At 71.8% G+C, this 17,158-nt stretch carries 16 protein-coding genes; 13 read left to right on the top strand and 3 right to left on the bottom strand.

Annotated features, from left to right (window positions below; all coding sequences use genetic code 11):
* Positions 1 to 873 (top strand): SCO6745 family protein, encoded by an 873-nt coding sequence (locus tag F1734_RS15210; RefSeq protein WP_029540105.1) that lies wholly within the window; start codon positions 1 to 3, stop codon positions 871 to 873.
* 168 nt (positions 874 to 1,041) lie between these two features.
* The gene (locus F1734_RS15205; RefSeq protein ID WP_010595333.1) at positions 1,042 to 1,494 is read left to right on the top strand and encodes a universal stress protein; all 453 of its coding nucleotides are present in this window, start codon (positions 1,042 to 1,044) and stop codon (positions 1,492 to 1,494) included.
* Between the two features lie 8 nt (positions 1,495 to 1,502).
* Here the strand turns inward: F1734_RS15205 and F1734_RS15200 are convergent, their stop codons facing one another.
* The 3 genes from F1734_RS15200 to F1734_RS15190 all read right to left on the bottom strand — a co-directional run bounded on the left by F1734_RS15200 (position 1,503) and on the right by F1734_RS15190 (position 5,515).
* Entirely contained in the window at positions 1,503 to 1,784 is a 282-nt protein-coding gene (locus tag F1734_RS15200; protein ID WP_010595334.1) for a DUF732 domain-containing protein, read from the bottom strand.
* A gap of 271 nt (positions 1,785 to 2,055) precedes the next feature.
* On the bottom strand, positions 2,056 to 4,296 hold the full coding sequence (locus F1734_RS15195; RefSeq protein ID WP_099528191.1) for a HelD family protein: 2,241 nt from the start codon (positions 4,294 to 4,296) through the stop codon (positions 2,056 to 2,058).
* A 172-nt stretch (positions 4,297 to 4,468) separates the two neighbouring features.
* A complete protein-coding gene (locus F1734_RS15190; RefSeq protein WP_048771065.1) occupies positions 4,469 to 5,515 on the bottom strand; it encodes a DoxX family protein in 1,047 nt (348 codons plus the stop codon).
* 129 nt (positions 5,516 to 5,644) lie between these two features.
* Between F1734_RS15190 and F1734_RS15185 the strand changes: the two genes are divergently transcribed.
* From F1734_RS15185 to F1734_RS15135, 11 genes are all read left to right on the top strand, one after another.
* On the top strand, positions 5,645 to 6,163 hold the full coding sequence (locus tag F1734_RS15185; RefSeq protein WP_029540106.1) for an SRPBCC family protein: 519 nt from the start codon (positions 5,645 to 5,647) through the stop codon (positions 6,161 to 6,163).
* A gap of 147 nt (positions 6,164 to 6,310) precedes the next feature.
* Positions 6,311 to 6,673, top strand: coding sequence for an ArsR/SmtB family transcription factor (locus tag F1734_RS15180; RefSeq protein WP_010595340.1), 363 nt, complete (start codon positions 6,311 to 6,313; stop codon positions 6,671 to 6,673).
* A gap of 83 nt (positions 6,674 to 6,756) precedes the next feature.
* Positions 6,757 to 8,559 carry a SulP family inorganic anion transporter gene (locus F1734_RS15175; protein WP_017681314.1) on the top strand — a complete coding sequence of 601 codons (1,803 nt, stop codon included), beginning with the start codon at positions 6,757 to 6,759 and terminating at the stop codon, positions 8,557 to 8,559.
* Positions 8,560 to 8,736: 177 nt separating this feature from the next.
* Positions 8,737 to 9,159 carry an Rv3143 family two-component system response regulator gene (locus F1734_RS15170; RefSeq protein WP_010595342.1) on the top strand — a complete coding sequence of 141 codons (423 nt, stop codon included), beginning with the start codon at positions 8,737 to 8,739 and terminating at the stop codon, positions 9,157 to 9,159.
* Positions 9,160 to 9,425: 266 nt separating this feature from the next.
* Positions 9,426 to 9,785, top strand: coding sequence for an NADH-quinone oxidoreductase subunit A (locus F1734_RS15165; protein ID WP_010595343.1), 360 nt, complete (start codon positions 9,426 to 9,428; stop codon positions 9,783 to 9,785).
* Positions 9,786 to 9,868: 83 nt separating this feature from the next.
* Positions 9,869 to 10,429: a NuoB/complex I 20 kDa subunit family protein gene (locus tag F1734_RS15160; RefSeq protein ID WP_010595344.1), complete on the top strand. Its 561-nt coding sequence runs from the start codon at positions 9,869 to 9,871 to the stop codon at positions 10,427 to 10,429.
* Positions 10,426 to 11,184: an NADH-quinone oxidoreductase subunit C gene (locus F1734_RS15155; protein ID WP_174557598.1), complete on the top strand. Its 759-nt coding sequence runs from the start codon at positions 10,426 to 10,428 to the stop codon at positions 11,182 to 11,184. The genes F1734_RS15160 and F1734_RS15155 overlap by 4 nt, the downstream gene beginning before the upstream one ends.
* On the top strand, positions 11,181 to 12,494 hold the full coding sequence (gene nuoD / locus F1734_RS15150; RefSeq protein WP_010595346.1) for an NADH dehydrogenase (quinone) subunit D: 1,314 nt from the start codon (positions 11,181 to 11,183) through the stop codon (positions 12,492 to 12,494). The genes F1734_RS15155 and nuoD overlap by 4 nt, the downstream gene beginning before the upstream one ends.
* Positions 12,491 to 13,363, top strand: a complete 873-nt coding sequence (gene nuoE / locus F1734_RS15145; protein WP_010595347.1) for an NADH-quinone oxidoreductase subunit NuoE — start codon at positions 12,491 to 12,493, stop codon at positions 13,361 to 13,363. Before nuoD ends, nuoE begins: the two co-directional genes overlap by 4 nt.
* Before the next feature lies 1 nt (position 13,364).
* The gene (gene nuoF, locus F1734_RS15140; RefSeq protein WP_203010767.1) at positions 13,365 to 14,690 is read left to right on the top strand and encodes an NADH-quinone oxidoreductase subunit NuoF; all 1,326 of its coding nucleotides are present in this window, start codon (positions 13,365 to 13,367) and stop codon (positions 14,688 to 14,690) included.
* On the top strand, positions 14,687 to 17,158 hold the full coding sequence (locus tag F1734_RS15135; protein WP_203010766.1) for an NADH-quinone oxidoreductase subunit G: 2,472 nt from the start codon (positions 14,687 to 14,689) through the stop codon (positions 17,156 to 17,158). The genes nuoF and F1734_RS15135 overlap by 4 nt, the downstream gene beginning before the upstream one ends.

The raw sequence follows: 17,158 nt of genomic DNA, 5'->3' as shown, positions 1-17,158 counted from the left end.
ATGGACCCACAGTCTGCCGGCCGCACCGCCCGTGCCCTCGAACTGATCCACTCCGTCGGGTACTTCGCCCCCGAGGTCGACGCCGCCCTCGGCGACACCGGCCTCGAAGGCGGCCGGATGCGGTACTTCGCGGCGCGTTCCGCCGCGCTCGGCGCCGTCGGCGCCGGCGTCGTGACCGCCACCTTCTACAACTTCAGTCCCCGCCTGGTCGCGTCCGCGATCCCGCGCGCCTGGCAGCTGGCCACTCCCGACGCCGTCGTCGCCGCCCGGTTGCGCGGCATCGACGAGGCACTGGCCCGGATCCTCGGTGCCGAGGTGCTCGACTCCCCGGAGATGCACGAGGCGGCGGAACTCGCGGCGAGCGCCGCCCGGGCGGTCCCCGGGCCGGAGGGCCGGCCGCTGTACGCCGGGCATGCCGACCTGCCGTGGCCGGACGCCCCGCACCTGGTTCTGTGGCACGCGCTGACCCTGCTGCGCGAGTACCGCGGTGACGGGCACGTCGCCGCCTTGCAGACCGCCGGACTCACCGGCATCGAAGCCCTCGTCACCCACACCGCCGCAGGCATCGGGTTCAGCGAGGACTTCGCCCGCGCGCGCCGCGGTTGGAGCGCGGAGGAGTGGACTGCCGCGGCGACGGCGCTGCGTGCCCGCGGACTGCTCGACCGCGCCGGTGAGCTCACCGACGAGGGTTTCGAGGTCCGCGAACTCGTCGAGGACCTGACCGACGACCTCGCGGCGGCGCCGTGGGCGGCGCTGGGCGAGAGCAAGGCCGATCGGCTGATCGAGCTCGCGCTGCCCTGGCGGGACGCCCTCGTGGAGTCCGGCGTGTTCCCCGCGCAGATGTTCGGCCCGCGTTACGGTGACGCACGGTAACGTCAACGGCGGTCAGTGGCGTCGAGCGCACGCCGGCAGGTCTGTGGGATCCACCCCAAAGGCTGCCGGACCCGTCCGATCGGCCGTTACTGTCTACGCAGCAGTCGGAGGGGGGACGCATCGACGGTCGCCCGCCGGCCAGACCCGACCAACTTCATGGAGGATTGCATGAGCGCCTACCGGACCGTAGTCGTCGGCACCGACGGTTCCGAGTCGTCGTACCGGGCCGTCGAGAAGGCGGCAGCTCTCGCCGGTGACGCCGAGGCCCGCCTCGTCATCGCGTGCGCCTACTACCCGGTGGATCCGAAGGACAGCGCCCGCGCCGCCGACGTGCTCGGGGACGACGCCTACCAGGTGACCGGATCGGCGCCCACGTACGACATCCTGCGCACCGCCCGGGAGAAGGCACACGCGGCCGGCGCCCAGAACGTTCTGGAACGGGCCGTCGTCGGGGCGCCCGTCGACTCGCTCCTCGAACTGGTCGCGGAAGTGGAAGCGGACCTGCTCGTGGTGGGCAACCGGGGCCTGAACACCCTCACCGGCCGGTTGCTCGGGTCCGTCCCGTCCGACCTCGCCCGCAAGTCCACCTCGGACGTGCTCATCGTGCACACCGTGCGCTGACCCCCGGGTCAGCAGTACGTCTCGCGGGCGGCACCCACGTAGAACCGGGCGGCATCGTCGCCCTGCAACGACGCCCGCGAGACGGACGCCGCGAAGGCCGCGACCGGCCGGACCGAACCGAGGACCTGGTCTTCCGGCAGTCCGGCAGCCAGCTGTGCACACGTCCCGCGGACGAGCGCCACGAGCGTCTCGTCGGGCACGCCGGCGGCCAGCCCCACCTCGGCCAGGGCCTGTTTGAACCGCAGGGCCGGCCCGTCCAGCGCCGCTGCCTCGACCGGAGCGGCCGCCATCGGGACCGTCACCGGGACGGAGGGCCCGGAGTCGTCGGACGCCGAGGTCCCCGCGCATCCCACCGCCGCGGCGAGGAGCCCGGACCCTGCCAGGAGCCGTGTCCAGTGCCTCCGTGTCCAGTGCCTCCGTGTCCGATCCCTCCGTGTCCGATCCCTTCGAGGCCACGCCTTCCTCACCGCCCCGCCTCCCGTTCCGACCGGCCGCACGTTCGCCCGCAACATACCGCCTGCCGGGACGGGGCGGACGTCGACACGGCACATCGACGACCCCTCACGACCGGGCCGGCGTCGCCAGTGCCGTCAGCGACTCGGGCAGCTCCCCGGTGTGCAGCACTCCGAGCCGCTGGGTGGCGCGGGTGAGCGCCACGTACAGGTCGTTGAGCCCGCGAGGCGACTCCGCCACGATGGCGGCCGGCTCCACCAGCAGCACCGAGTCGAACTCCAGGCCCTTGACCTCCCTCACCGTGGACACCCGCACCGAATCCGACCGCAGGTGATCCCATTGCGCCGCCAGCTCGTGCGGCGCGATCACCGCGGTCAGACCCGGCCCGTCGTCGTCCGCGAGGGCGCTGCACACGGCCTCGAGCAGGTCGTCCTCGACGACGTGCCGGGCCCACGGCGCGAATCCCGACTCGCGCACCGAGCGGGGCGGCACCTGATGCGGGTCGATCTCGGCGAGCACCGCGTGGGCGATCTCCATGATCTCCGCGGGCGTGCGGTAGTTGACGGTCAGCTCGGCCTTCTTCCACCGATTGGCCACGTACGGCTCGAGGATCCGCTGCCAGGACGAGCACCCGGCCGGATCCCCCGTCTGGGCGGTGTCCCCGACCAGGGTCATCCAGCGGTTCGGAATGCGCCGCATCAGCATCCGCCAGGCCATCGCGGACAACTCCTGCGCCTCGTCGACGATCACGTGCCCGTACGTCCAGGTGCGGTCCCCGGCGGCGCGCTCGGCCGTGGTCTCGTGGCTCGACCGGCCCTGCCGCTGCGCGAGCTGGTCGGCGTCGATCAGGTCGTACGCCATCAGGATCTCCGGGTCCAGGTCGTCCTCGAGATCCTGCGGCGCCGACCCGGTCAGGATGTCCAGGGCGCCCTGCGCGTCGGCGATCTGCCTGCGCCACTGCCGCGCGGCCCGCTCGCGTTCGGCGGCATCGTCGACTCCGAGCAGTTCGGCGAGTTCGTCGAGCAGGGGTGCGTCCGCGGCGCTGAACACGCGCGTCGCGGTCGGGCGCAGCAGCAGCTCGCGCTGGTTCTCGTCGAGTTCCGGTGCCGCCGACGCGAGCCGTTCCCGCGAGGCGAACAGCTCGGCGAGCACCTGTTGCGGGCTCAGCTGCGGCCACAGCGAGTCGATCGCCGCCACGATGTCCCGGTCCGACCGCATCTCGGTACGGATGTCGTCGATGTCCTCGCGGCTCAACAGATTCGCCCCGCCGACCGGATCGGCACCGATGATCGACGCGAGCTGGTCGGCGAGGGCGTCCACCACCGCGGCGACGAAGATCGGACGGGCCAGGTTGTGCGGCCGCCGCGACGACCGGGCCCGTCCGCGGGCCCGGGTGACCGTCTTCCGGTCGAGCGTCAGCCGGTAGGTGTCGAAGACGAGGGGGATCGGCGTCGCCGGAACCTCCTGACGATCCCGCACCGCCTTCTTCAGCACCTCGACCATGTCGAGGGAGCCCTTGACGGTGCCCGCCTCGAGCGAGTCCTCCACGGTCGCACGCACCCCGGGGTACAGGTCACCGATCGTCGACAGCAGCACGCCGGTCTCACCGAGGGAGGGCAGCACCTGCCCGATGTAGTCCAGGAATGTCGAGTTCGGTCCGACGATGAGCACACCGCTCTTCGCGAGCTGCCGACGGTAGGTGTACAGCAGAAACGCCGCCCGGTGCAGGGCGACGGCGGTCTTCCCGGTGCCGGGACCCCCCTGCACGACGAGCACGCTCTTGTGCTCGGACCGGATGATCGCATCCTGCTCGGCCTGGATCGTCGCGACGATGTCCTGCATCTGCCCCGTGCGCGCGGCGTTCAGCGCGGCCAGCAGTGCCGACTCGCCGGCGACACCGCCCGCCGAGACGGTCGCGTCGTGCGCCTGGGCCGCGTCGAGATCGAGGTACTCGTCGTTGAGGGCGGTGATCGCCCGGCGGCGTGACCGGATGTGCCGGCGCCGTGTCACTCCCTCCGGCGCCGCCGGCGTCGCCAGGTAGAACGGCCGCGCCAACGGCGCCCGCCAGTCCAGCAGCAGCGGCTCGTAGTCGTTCGTCTCGTCGAGGATGCCGAGGCGGCCGACGTACCGCACCTCCGTCGCGTCGCCGTCCTCGTCGTCGCGGACGTCGATGCGGCCGAAGCACAGTCCGTGCTCGGCCGCGTCGTACTTCGCGATGTCCTCGGTGTACAGCTGCGTGAAGGACTCCCGCTCACTGCGGGCCTGGGGGGTGCCGCCGGTGTCGAGCAGGACACGGCTCAGGCGGGTCTGCGCGTAGGCCCGCATGGAGTCGAGGTGGCCGTACAGCATCGACAGGTAGACCTGCTCACGCTCATGGTCGGGGTGGGACAGGCCATCGGCCGGCAAGGGGTCTCCTCGGGGTCGGACGGGGCGACGGGTGCGCCGCGACGAAGTGCCCAAGAAGTCTAGTGCCGGTCCCGCACCCGCGCAGAATCACCGGGTGCGGGACCGAACCGTGCGGTCAGCGCTGCAGCTGCAGGCGGGCGCGGGTGAGGGCCTCTTCGGCGCGGTGCCGGGCCTGCTGGGCCCGCAGCAGGGACCGTTCCTCCGCCGTCAGCGCCCGCTCCCGGGCGACCTTGGCCAGCTCGGGGCCGCGTTCACGGGCCGTGCCCCACAGCAGCGCGCTGCGTTCGCGAGCGACCTCGGCGAGTTCGGGGCCGCGTTCCTTGGCGACGTCGAGCAGGCCGGTGCCGCGTTCGCGGGCGACCTCGGCGAGTTCGGGGCCGCGTTCCTTGGCGACGTCGAGCAGGCCGGTGCCGCGTTCGCGGGCGACCTCGGCGAGTTCCGGGCCGCGCTCGCGGGCGACGTCGAGCAGGTGCGTGCCGCGTTCGCGGGCCACCTCGGCGAGTTCCGGGCCGCGCTCGCGGGCGACGTCGAGCAGGTGGCTTCCGCGTTCGCGGGCGGTGCCGGCCCTGTCCGAGGCCTCCTCCGACAGGGTCCGCACCCGTTCGGCCACCTTGTGCAGGCTCTCGGTCACCGCCTCGCCCGCGGCGTCGTCCTGATGGGGCAGGACGCCGGCGACGGCCTCCTGGGCGCGTCGTGCGGCCCGCCGTCCGCGCCACCCCAGCGACGGCTTGCCCTCGGTGTCCACCGCGGTGATGATCAGTCCGCCGAGCAGGCTCACGTTCTTGAGGAACTGGGTGCGCTGGATGGCGCGGGCCTCCGCGTCCTCGACGTTCCAGAAGTCGTGGCCCGCCACCGTCGTCGGGACGAGCGTGGTGGCCAGTGCGAGCGCCGCCAGCCGCGGGGCCTTGCCCACCGCGAGCAGCGCACCCGCCCCGATCTGCACGGCGGCGTTGATCCGCACGAGCGTCTCGGGATCGTTCGTGATCTTCTCGCTCACCGTGTCCGGGAGCTTCCCCGTCACCGTGTCGGGCAGCATGCCCACCGCCCGGTCGAGTCCCGGCTGCGCGGCCGCCGCCTTGGTGGACGAGTCTCTCAGCGCGTCGATGCCTCCGGCTACGAAGACCGACGCAAGCATGGGGCGGGCGATTCTGCGGACAATCATGTGCTTCCTCCCGTGATCGGTGGCGGTTCCACCTTCGCACGCATACCCCGCCGCCCGGCGGGATATGCGCGTCCGGCCGGGATCACGCCCGCCTGCTCGGGTGTGCGCCGCAGGTGGCACGATGTCGGTGTGCACGGTGGGGGCGAGGAGACGAGGAGCGGCGACGTCGGTGTGGCCGGGGTGCGGGTAAAGCGGACCCCGACCTCACTCGGGGTCGCGGCCACGCTACCGGTTCCGGTCGCGGCGCTGTTCGAGGTGCTCCGGAATCCTTTGCGGCACAGTGAAATCGACGGTTCGGGGACGTTGATCGTCCCCGCGGGGCAGCCCCGGATCACCGCCGTCGGGCAGCACTTCGTCGCGCAGGTGCACTTTCCCGGGGGCACGGCGTATCCGGTGGTCAATCACGTGGTGGCGTTCGAACCCGGCAGGTTGCTCGCCTGGCTGCCCGCCAACCCGGACACCCCGCCGCTCGGCATCCGATGGGAATGGACCTTCGCCGAGGCGGCCGGGGGGACCGCCGTGCGACAGACCTGCGACTGGTCCGCGGTGACCGACACCGCGTACCTGCGCCGGGTGCGGCTCCCGCGGGTCTCGGCCGAGCAGATGTCCGCGAGCCTCGCCCGACTCGAGCGCGCCGCGCGTTCCTGACCTGCTCCGCATGCCCGGTGCTCGCGCCCCCGGTGCGGCGGTGCCCCGACGTGTCTCATGTCACGCGCGCCCCGGTATTGCTGATTGCTAAACTGCGCAAGTACACGCACCGCTCGTCTTGCGGTGGCTCGGACGACGGGAACGGTGATGGTCGCGCAGGCACGTCAGCCCCTCTACCGGATGAAGGCGGACTTCTTCAAGACGCTCGGGCATCCGGCCCGCATCCGGGTCCTCGAGTTGCTCAGCGAGCGCGACCACGCGGTCTCCGAGATGCTGCCCGAGGTGGGGATCGAACCCGCGAACCTGTCCCAGCAGCTGGCGATCCTCCGGCGTGCGGGGCTGGTCACTGCGCGCCGGGAAGGGCTGTCGGTGACCTACGCCCTGACGTCGCCGCGGGTCGCGGAACTGCTGGGCGTCGCCCGCGCCATCCTCACCGGTGTGGTCGCCGGACAGGCAGAACTGCTCGAGGACGATGTTGCCGAACCGGCGGGGGTCCGGGCCCGCGGCTGAGCCGGCCGCTCACCCGGGGCGCCACGCGCGCATTGATTGCAGACTTTATTAAGTTCTTAGTTGTTGTTTGTGGTGGAGGCACGATGTCGATGTCGACGGAACAGCACGATGCGGAGACCGGGCGCACCGGAGAAGAGGCGACGGGAGCCGGCCCCGTCGTGGCTCGCGCCGCACGGTCGGTCGCCGCGCTGATGCCACGCTGGGGTGAGTGGAAACCGGCCCTGCGTTCGCCCCGCGCCGATCTGACCGCGGGGCTCGTCGTCGCCCTCGTCGCCCTGCCCCTCGCGCTCGGCTTCGGCATCAGCTCCGGACTGGGGGCCGCGGCGGGGCTCGCGACCGCCGTCGTCGCGGGTGCGGTCGCCGCCGTGTTCGGCGGCTCCCGCTTCCAGGTGTCGGGCCCGACCGGCGCGATGACCGTCGTCCTGGTGCCGATCTTCCACGAGCACGGCGCCTCCGGCGTCCTCGCGGTGGGACTCGTCGCCGGCGTCGTTCTCGTGGTTCTCGCCTTCGCCGGCATCGGCCGGGCGGTGCGCTTCATGCCCGCCCCGGTGATCGAGGGCTTCACCGCCGGGATCGCCGTCGTCATCGCCCTGCAGCAGGTCCCGGCCGCGCTCGGCATCGCCCACGCCGAGGGGGAGAAGGTGTGGCAGAGCGCGTTCGACGCCGTCCGACAGTTCGCCGACCGGCCGTCCCTCCTGCCCGCAGCCGTGGCGGTGCTCGTCGCGACGGCCATCCTGATCGGGGGCCGGTACCTGCCGAAGCTGCCGTTCTCGCTCGTCGCAGTGGTGCTGGCCACCGTCGTCGCACAGCTGTTCCATCTGGACGTCACGCGGATCGGGGCCATCCCGTCCGGCTTCGGTGCCCCCAGCCTCGGATTCCTCGACCTCGGCGAGCTGACGTCGCTCCTCGCGCCGGCGCTCGCGGTGGCCGCGCTCGCGGCCCTCGAATCCCTGCTGTCCGCGACCGCCGCGGATTCGATGAGCGTCGGCACCCGGCACGACCCGGACCGAGAGCTGTTCGGGCAGGGCCTGGCCAACATCGCCGCCCCCCTGTTCGGCGGCGTTCCGGCCACGGGCGCGATCGCACGCACGGCCGTCAACGTCCGGTCGGGGGCGCGGTCCCGGCTGTCCGCCCTCACCCACGCCGTCATCCTCGCCGGCATCGTCTACCTCGCCTCGCCGCTCGTCGCGCAGATCCCGCTCGCCGCCCTCGCCGGGGTTCTGCTCGCCACCACCGTGCGCATGGTCGAAACCGCCTCGATCGTCGCGATCACGCGGGCCAGCCGCGCGGATGCGATCGTCATGACGGTGACGTTCCTGGTCACCGTCGCCCTCGACCTCGTGACGGCCGTGGCGATCGGTGTCGGGTTCGCTGCGGTTCTCGCGCTGCGGGCGGTCGCGAGGTCCGCCCGGATCGAGCAGGTTCCCCTCGACGAGGACGGGGATCACGCCGACGAGGAACACGAGTTGCTGCGCGAGCACATCGTCGCGTACCGGATCGACGGCGCCCTGTTCTTCGCCGCGGCCCACCGGTTCCTGCTCGAGCTCGCCGATGTCACGGACGTCAAGGTCGTGATCCTGCGCATGTCCCGCGTGACGGCCATCGACGCCACCGGTGCGATCGTCCTCAAGGACGCCATCACCAAGCTCGAGCACCGGCACATCACGGTGCTGATCTCCGGGGCCAGGCCCGAACATCTGCGGCCGTTGTCCGCCCTGGGGGTGTTCACCACCAAGGACAGCGAGGAGCGGCACGTCTTCGCGACCACACCCCGGGCCATCGCGTACGCCCGCATGCTGGTGCTGCCGGAACACCGGTACGCCCCGGCCGTCGCCGGTGCCGAAGGGCCGAGGCCGGGACCGTTCGAGGCCACTCCGCGCGGGTAGAATCGGCCTCGTGACCGGCCCTCGCCGCAACCTGGTTCTCCTCACCCGGTAACACCAGGTGAGCGCGGGGACCGGTCGCCTGCCGACGGTGGTGCCCGGCGTACGCCCGGCCCGGGTCGGGTGCGCCCCGGCTCGCCTCCCGGGACCGACCGGCTCCGGCCAGTAGCATCTTCCCCCGTGACCGACGCGACCGCGAGTGCCAGCCGCCCTGCCGCCCTGCGCGTCCTCGTCTACAGCGACGACGCCGACACGCGCGAGCAGGTCACCCGCGCGCTGGGCCGGCGACCCGATCCCGAGCTCCCCGAACTCGACTTCGTCGAGGTGGCGACCGCGCCGATGGTGATCCGGCGCATGGACGCCGGCGGTATCGACCTCGCGATCCTGGACGGTGAGGCAGCCCCCGCCGGCGGGATGGGGATCGCCAAGCAGCTCAAGGACGAACTCGAACAGTGCCCGCCCGTCGTCGTGCTGACCGGCCGCCCGGACGACGCGTGGCTCGCCGACTGGTCCCGGGCCGAGGCCGCGGTGCCGCGGCCACTCGACCCGTTCCGCCTCGCCGAGACGGTCGTCGCGCTGCTGCGCGGCCGCAGCACCACCTGACGGCGCCGCGGGACGCCCGCCCCGGCGGGCCGCGCGAGTGGGCCGGTCCGCGAACGGTCGGGCGAAACGGAGAAATCGCGCCGCGTGGTATCCGCCTCGGGGAGACACCCCGCCGGTAGGCTGAGCCGTACATCACAATGATGCGGTTGAAGTGACCCACGGCACCGACACCGCCTCGTGATCGTTCGGCCCCAGCGGCCGAGAGGTCGGCAAGGGCAACGGAGTCGGCGCGGGTGGCCGGCTCGCACGGAGAGGAGCCAGGCGCCGTGAACGTCTACATCCCCATCCTCGTGCTCGGCGGGATCGCGGTCGCGTTCGCCGTGTTCTCCGTCGTCGTGTCCTCGGTGATCGGCCCGAGCCGCTACAACCGGGCCAAGCTCGAAGCCTACGAATGCGGGATCGACCCGACCCCGCAGCCGCCGGGCGGCGGCAGGTTCCCGGTGAAGTACTACCTGACGGCCATGCTGTTCATCATCTTCGACATCGAGATCGTGTTCCTCTACCCGTGGGCCGTCCACCTCGACGCCCTGGGGGTCTTCGGGCTGGCCGCGATGGCGCTGTTCGTGTTCAACGTCGCAGTGGCCTACGTCTACGAGTGGCGGCGGGGTGGTCTCGGCTGGGACTGACCGCGGCAGGTATTGGGTGCGACAGGGAATGGGATTGTGCCGTAATGGATTCGAACACCGACCGAAAGTGATAAGAGTCGGACATGGGTCTCGAGGAGAAGTTGCCGAGCGGCTTTCTGCTGAGCACGGTGGAGAGCTTCGCCGGTTTCGCACGCAAGGGTTCGCTGTGGCCCGCGACCTTCGGGCTCGCGTGCTGCGCGATCGAGATGATGACCACCGTGTCGCCGCGGTTCGACATCGCACGGTTCGGAATGGAGGCGTTCCGGGCCTCGCCGCGACAAGCCGACCTCATGATCGTCGCCGGCCGGGTCAGCCAGAAGATGGCCCCGGTGCTGCGGCAGGTCTACGACCAGATGGTCGAACCGAAATGGGTGCTGGCCATGGGGGTGTGCGCCTCCTCGGGCGGCATGTTCAACAACTACGCCATCGTGCAGGGCGTCGACCACATCGTCCCGGTCGACATCTACCTCCCCGGCTGCCCGCCCCGACCGGAGATGCTGCTGCACGCCGTCCTGATGCTGCACGAGAAGATCCAGCAGATGCCGCTCGGCGTGGACCGGGAGAAGGCCGTGCAGGCCGCCGAGGAGGCGGCCCTGGCTGCCGGCCGGCCCGTGCTGCCCACTCCCCGGGGGGCGGCCCGATGACCCCTCCCTCGGACGACGAACGGTCCTCGCTGCCGGTGGACCGGGCCGCCACCACCGGACCCGAGGGAACGCTGCCGGCGCAGCCCGCCGGTGACGCCGAGGTGATCGGCGTCCGTCAGGGCATGTTCGGCGTGCGCGGCAGCGGTGACACCTCCGGCTACGGGCGGCTCGTACGCCCGGTGACCCTGCCCGCCGGCACCCCGCGCCCGTACGGCGGCTACTTCGACGACGTCGCCGACGCCCTGCGCGACGCCGTCGCCGCATCGGGGACGGCGTTCGAGGACGCGATCGAGAAGGTCGTCGTCCACCGCGGTGAGCTGACCTTCCACGTCCGGCGGGAGCACCTCCCCGAGGTGGCCCGGCGCCTGCGCGACGACCCGGACCTGCGCTTCGAACTGTGCCTCGGCGTCGACGGGGTGCACTACCCGCAGGACACCGGCCGCGAACTGCACGCCGTGTACCCGCTGATGTCGATCACCCACAACCGCCGCATCCGGCTCGAGGTGTCGGCCCCGGATGCCGATCCCCACATCCCGTCGCTGTACGAGGTGTATCCGACCAACGACTGGCACGAGCGCGAGACCTACGACTTCTTCGGGATCGTGTTCGACGGGCACCCGTCGCTGACCCGCATCGAGATGCCCGACGACTGGTCGGGGCATCCTCAGCGCAAGGACTATCCGCTCGGCGGCATCCCCGTCGAGTACCACGGAGCGGAGATCCCGCCGCCCGACGAGCGGAGGGCGTACACATGACCGACCTGACCGAAGGACCGGTCCACACCGTCGTCGGCGAGGACTGGGACAGCATCGTCGAGGCCGCCCGCGCCGCGGCCGCCGACCGCGGCGACGAACGCATCGTGGTCAACATGGGACCGCAGCATCCGTCGACCCACGGAGTGTTGCGGCTCGTGCTCGAGATCGAAGGCGAGACCGTCACCGAGGCGCGCTGCGGAATCGGCTACCTGCACACCGGCATCGAGAAGAACCTCGAATACCGCACCTGGACCCAGGGCGTCACGTTCGTCACCCGGATGGACTACCTGTCCCCGTTCTTCAACGAGACCGCCTACTGTCTCGGCGTCGAGCAGCTGCTCGACATCACCGAGGCGATCCCCGAACGAGCCACCGTCGTGCGGGTGCTGCTCATGGAACTCAACCGGATCTCCTCGCACCTGGTCGCCCTCGCCACCGGCGGCATGGAACTCGGTGCGATGACCGCCATGTTCCTCGGTTTCCGCGAGCGCGAACTGATCCTCGACGTGTTCGAGACCATCACCGGTCTGCGCATGAACCACGCCTACATCCGGCCCGGCGGACTCGCGCAGGACCTGCCGGACGGCGCGGTCGAGAAGATCCGCGACCTGCTCGCGCTGCTGCCGCGGCGACTGCGGGACATGGAGAACCTGCTCAACGAGAACCACATCTGGAAGGCCCGCACCCAGGGGATCGGCTACCTCGACCTGACCGGGTGCATGGCCCTCGGCATCACCGGACCCGTGCTGCGCTCGACCGGCCTGCCGCACGACCTGCGCAAGGCACAACCGTACTGCGGCTACGACACCTACGAGTTCGAGGTGTGCACCGACACCGGCTGCGACGCCTACGGCCGCTACCTGATCCGGATCGACGAGATGAAGGAGTCGATCAAGATCGTCGAACAGTGCCTCGACCGGCTGCGTCCCGGTCCGGTGATGGTGGAGGACAAGAAGATCGCGTGGCCGGCCGACCTGTCGCTCGCCGCGGACGGTCTCGGCAACTCCCCGGAGCACATCCGCAAGATCATGGGCAACTCGATGGAGGGCCTGATCCACCATTTCAAGCTCGTCACCGAGGGCTTCCGCGTCCCACCCGGCCAGGTGTACACCGCCGTCGAATCCCCCCGCGGGGAACTGGGGGTGCACATGGTCAGCGACGGCGGCACCCGGCCCTACCGGGTGCACTTCCGGGATCCGTCCTTCACGAACCTGCAAGCGGTGTCCGCGATGTGCGAGGGCGGCATGGTCGCCGACGTCATCGCCGCGGTCGCCAGCATCGATCCCGTGATGGGGGGAGTGGACCGGTGACGCAGCAACCGCGAGTAGCGATCGACCCGGACCCGGCCACGGGGCCGGTGCTCATCCCGTTCGGCGTCCGCCCCGACGAACCGTCCCGGCTGGCGCGGCCCGGCGCCCGCGAACACTACCCCCCGGACGTCCGTGCCCGCCTCGAGGCCGACGCCGACGAGATCGTCGGTCGCTATCCCCAGCCGCGCTCGGCCCTGCTGCCGCTGCTGCACCTGGTGCAGTCCGAGGACGGCTACCTCACCCCCGCGGGTGTCGAGTTCTGCGCCGGCCGGCTCGGACTGACCGGAGCCGAGGTCGGGGCGGTCGCCACGTTCTACTCCATGTACCGGCGCGAACCCACCGGCGACTACCTCGTCGGTGTCTGCACCAACACCCTGTGCGCGATCATGGGCGGCGACGAGATCCTCGAAGCGCTGGAACACCACCTCGGGCAGCGTCCCGCGGCCGGCACCGCCTCGGACCCGGGCTCGGACACCACGCCGGACTCGCGCGGCGAGAGCGCCGGCTCCGTCACCCTCGAACGCCTCGAGTGCAACGCGGCCTGCGACTTCGCGCCCGTCGTGATGGTCAACTGGGAGTTCTTCGACCACCAGACCCCGGACTCGGCGCGTGCGCTCGTCGACGACCTGCGCGCCGGCCGGCCCGTCACCCCCACCCGGGGCGCGCCGCTGTGCACCTTCCGGCAGACCGCCCGCATCCTCGCCGGGTTTCCGGACGAGCGGCCCGGCGCCGTGGCGGCGGGCGGCAGCGCAGGAGCGGCATCGCTCGCCGGTCTGCGCATCGCCCGGGAACGGGGCATGCGGGCGCCGGAACCGGACCACCCCTCCGGCCCGGACCCGGCCGCCGGTCCCCGATCCGAGGGAGGCTGACGTGACGCTGACCCCTGTCCTGAGCCGCTACTGGGACGAACCCGAATCCTGGACCCTCGACACCTACCTCCGCCACGACGGCTACGAGGGCCTGCGCACGGCGCTGCGCATGCACCCCGACGAGGTGATCGGCACCGTCAAGGAGGCGGGGCTGCGCGGCCGCGGCGGCGCCGGGTTCGCCACCGGGGTCAAGTGGAGTTTCATCCCCCAGGGCGACGGCAAACCCCACTACCTGGTGGTCAACGCCGACGAATCCGAACCGGGCACCTGCAAGGACATGCCCCTGCTGCTGGCCACCCCGCACGCCCTCGTGGAGGGTGCGGTCATCGCCGCATACGCCATCCGCGCCGCGCACGCCTTCGTCTACGTCCGCGGCGAGGTGGTGCCGGTGCTGCGCCGGCTGCAGGCCGCCGTCGCCGAGGCCTACGCCGCCGGCTTCCTCGGCCGCGACATCCTCGGCAGCGGCTACGACCTCGACCTCGTCGTCCACGCCGGCGCCGGGGCCTACATCTGCGGGGAGGAGACCGCGCTCCTGGACTCCCTCGAGGGCCGGCGCGGCCAACCCCGCCTCCGACCCCCGTTCCCCGCCGTCGCGGGGCTGTACGCACGCCCGACCGTCGTCAACAACGTCGAGTCGATCGCGAGCGTGCCGTCGATCCTGCACCACGGGATCGAATGGTTCCGCTCCATGGGAACCGAGAAGTCCCCGGGCTTCACGCTCTACTCCCTGTCCGGTCACGTGGCGACCCCCGGCCAGTACGAGGCGCCCCTGGGCATCACCCTGCGGGAGCTGCTCGACTACGCGGGCGGTGTCCGGGCCGGGCACCGGCTGAAGTTCTGGACCCCCGGCGGCTCGTCGACGCCGCTGTTCACCGACGAGCACCTCGACGTCCCCCTCGACTACGAGGGTGTCGCCGCCGCCGGATCCATGCTGGGCACCAAGGCACTGCAGATCTTCGACGACACCACCTGCGTAGTGCGCGCGGTGCTGCGCTGGAGCGAGTTCTACGCGCACGAGTCCTGCGGCAAGTGCACCCCCTGCCGCGAAGGCACCTACTGGCTCGTGCAGATCCTGCGACGGCTCGAGCGCGGCGACGGAACCGCAACGGACCTGGACACCCTGCTCGACCTCTCCGACAACATCCTCGGCAGGTCGTTCTGCGCACTCGGCGACGGGGCGACCAGCCCCGTCACCTCCTCGATCCGGCACTTCCGCGACGAGTACCTGGCGCACTTCGAGCAGGGCGGCTGCCCGTTCGACCCGCACCTGTCCACCGTCATGGCCGGGGCCGGCGCGAACCGACCGCACGACGGAGGTGCCCGATGAGCGTCCACACCAACCGCGACACCACCGGCCTGCCGCCCGCACCGGACCTGGTCACCGTCGTCGTCGACGGCGTCGAGATCGGCGTCCCGAAAGGCACCCTCGTCATCCGCGCCGCGGAACTGCTCGGCGTCCAGATTCCCCGCTTCTGCGACCACCCGCTGCTCGAACCCGTCGGTGCCTGCCGCCAGTGCCTCGTCGACGTGGAAGGCCAACGCAAACCCGTCGCCTCCTGCACGACCCCGGTCACGGACGGCATGGTCGTGCACACGCAGCTGACCTCCCCGGTGGCGGACAAGGCGCAGAAGGGCGTGATGGAGCTGCTGCTGATCAACCATCCGCTGGACTGCCCGGTCTGCGACAAGGGCGGCGAATGCCCCCTGCAGAACCAGGCCATGTCGAACGGGCGTGCCGAGTCCCGGTTCACCGAGACCAAACGCACGTTCCCCAAACCGATCTCGCTCTCCGCGCAGATCCTCCTGGACCGCGAGCGATGCGTCCTCTGCGCCCGGTGCACGCGGTTCTCCCAGCAGATCGCCGGCGACCCCTTCATCGAACTGATGGAACGGGGTGCCCTGCAGCAGGTCGGCATCTACGAGAAGGAACCGTTCGAGTCGTACTTCTCCGGCAACACCGTGCAGATCTGCCCGGTCGGCGCACTCACCGGAGCGGCCTACCGGTTCCGCGCCCGGCCCTTCGACCTCGTGTCGAGCCCGAGCGTGTGCGAACACTGCGCCAGCGGCTGCGCCCAACGCACCGACCACCGGCGCGGCACGGTGCTGCGCCGGCTGGCCGGCGACGACCCGCAGGTCAACGAGGAGTGGAACTGCGACAAGGGCCGATGGGCCTTCACCTACGCCACCCAGCCCGACCGTCTCACCACCCCGCTGGTGCGGGGCGACGACGGCACGCTCACGCCCGCCTCGTGGCGTGACGCCCTGCGCGTCGCCGCCCGTGGCCTGACCGCCGCGCGCGGCCGTACCGGGGTGCTCGTCGGCGGCCGCGTCACCGTCGAGGACGCGTACGCCTACAGCAAGTTCGCCCGGCTCGGCCTCGACACCAACGACATCGATTTCCGGTCGCGGCCGCATTCCGCGGAGGAGGCACAGTTCCTCGCCGCCCGCGTCGCCGGGCGCTGGCCCGGCGCCGGAGCCGTGACGTACGACGACCTCGACAACGCCCCCGCCGTCCTGCTCGTCGGATTCGAACCCGAAGACGAGTCGCCGATCGTGTTCCTGAGACTGCGCAGAGCGGTCCGCAAGGGAGGACTGGCGGTGTCCGCGATCGCACCGTTCGCGAGCCGCGGCCTGACGAAACTGCGCGGACGGCTCCTGCGGGCCGTCCCCGGCACCGAGCCGGACCTGCTCGACACGCTCCGCCTCGGCGCCCGACCCGGCGACCGCGATGTCACCGAGACGGCCGAACTCCTGACCCGACCCGGGGCGGTCGTCCTGATGGGGGAGCGGACGGCGGCAATCCCGGGCGCCTTGACGGCCGCCGGCCGGCTCGCCGACCACACCGGCGCGCGGCTCGCGTGGATCCCGCGACGGGCCGGGGAACGCGGTGCGCTCGAGGCCGGGGCCCTGCCGGGACTTCTGCCCGGTGCCCGCCCGGTCACCGACGCCGAGGCCCGGCGCCAGGTTGCCGCCGCATGGGGCGTGCCGGACCTGCCGTCCTCCGTCGGCCGGGACACCGGACAGATCCTCGCCGGCGCTGCAACCGGCACCCTCGGGGCCCTGGTGATCGGCGGGGTCGACGTCGACGATCTGCCGGATCCGCACGCCGCCGTCGCCGCGGTCGACGCCGCCGGCTTCGTCGTCAGCCTCGAACTGCGGCGCAGCGCGCTCACCGACCGAGCCGACGTCGTCTTCCCCGTCGCCCCCGCCGTGGAGAAACCCGGAACGTTCCTCGATTGGGAGGGCCGGGAGCGCCCCTTCGCCGCCGCACTGCGCAATACCGGCGCCCTGCCCGATCAGCGGGTGCTCGGCGCGATCGCCGACGAGATGGGGATACGGCTCGGGCTCGCCGACGCCGCGGCCGCCGTCGACGAGCTCGTCGCGCTGGGGTCCTGGGACGGCGAAGCCGCCGGGTCACCGGACGTCGCGCCGCGCGGCACGCCGGCGCCCGGCACCGGTGAGGCGGTGCTCGCCGGATGGCGGATGCTTCTCGACCGCGGACGGATGCAGGACGGTGAACCGCATCTCGCCGGGACCGCCCGGCGGCCGGTCGCGCGCCTGTCCGTCGCCACCGCCGCCGAGATCTCGGCGGACGACGGGGACCCGGTGACCGTCGCGACGGACCGCGGCTCGGTCACGCTGCCGCTGGTGGTCACCGACATGCCGGACCGGGTCGTGTGGCTGCCCCTCAACTCGCCGGGGTCCGCGGTGCATCGGCAGCTGGCCGCGTCCGTGGGCGACATCGTCCGGATCGGCCGGGCGGAGCGCTCGTCGCAGGGGGTGGCCGATGAGTGA

The organism is Rhodococcus ruber (genome assembly GCF_016804345.1).
GTDB classification, from domain to species: domain Bacteria; phylum Actinomycetota; class Actinomycetes; order Mycobacteriales; family Mycobacteriaceae; genus Rhodococcus; species Rhodococcus ruber.
The sequence above is the reverse complement of the archived record's forward strand: the minus strand, read 5'-3'. Positions and strand labels throughout refer to the sequence as shown.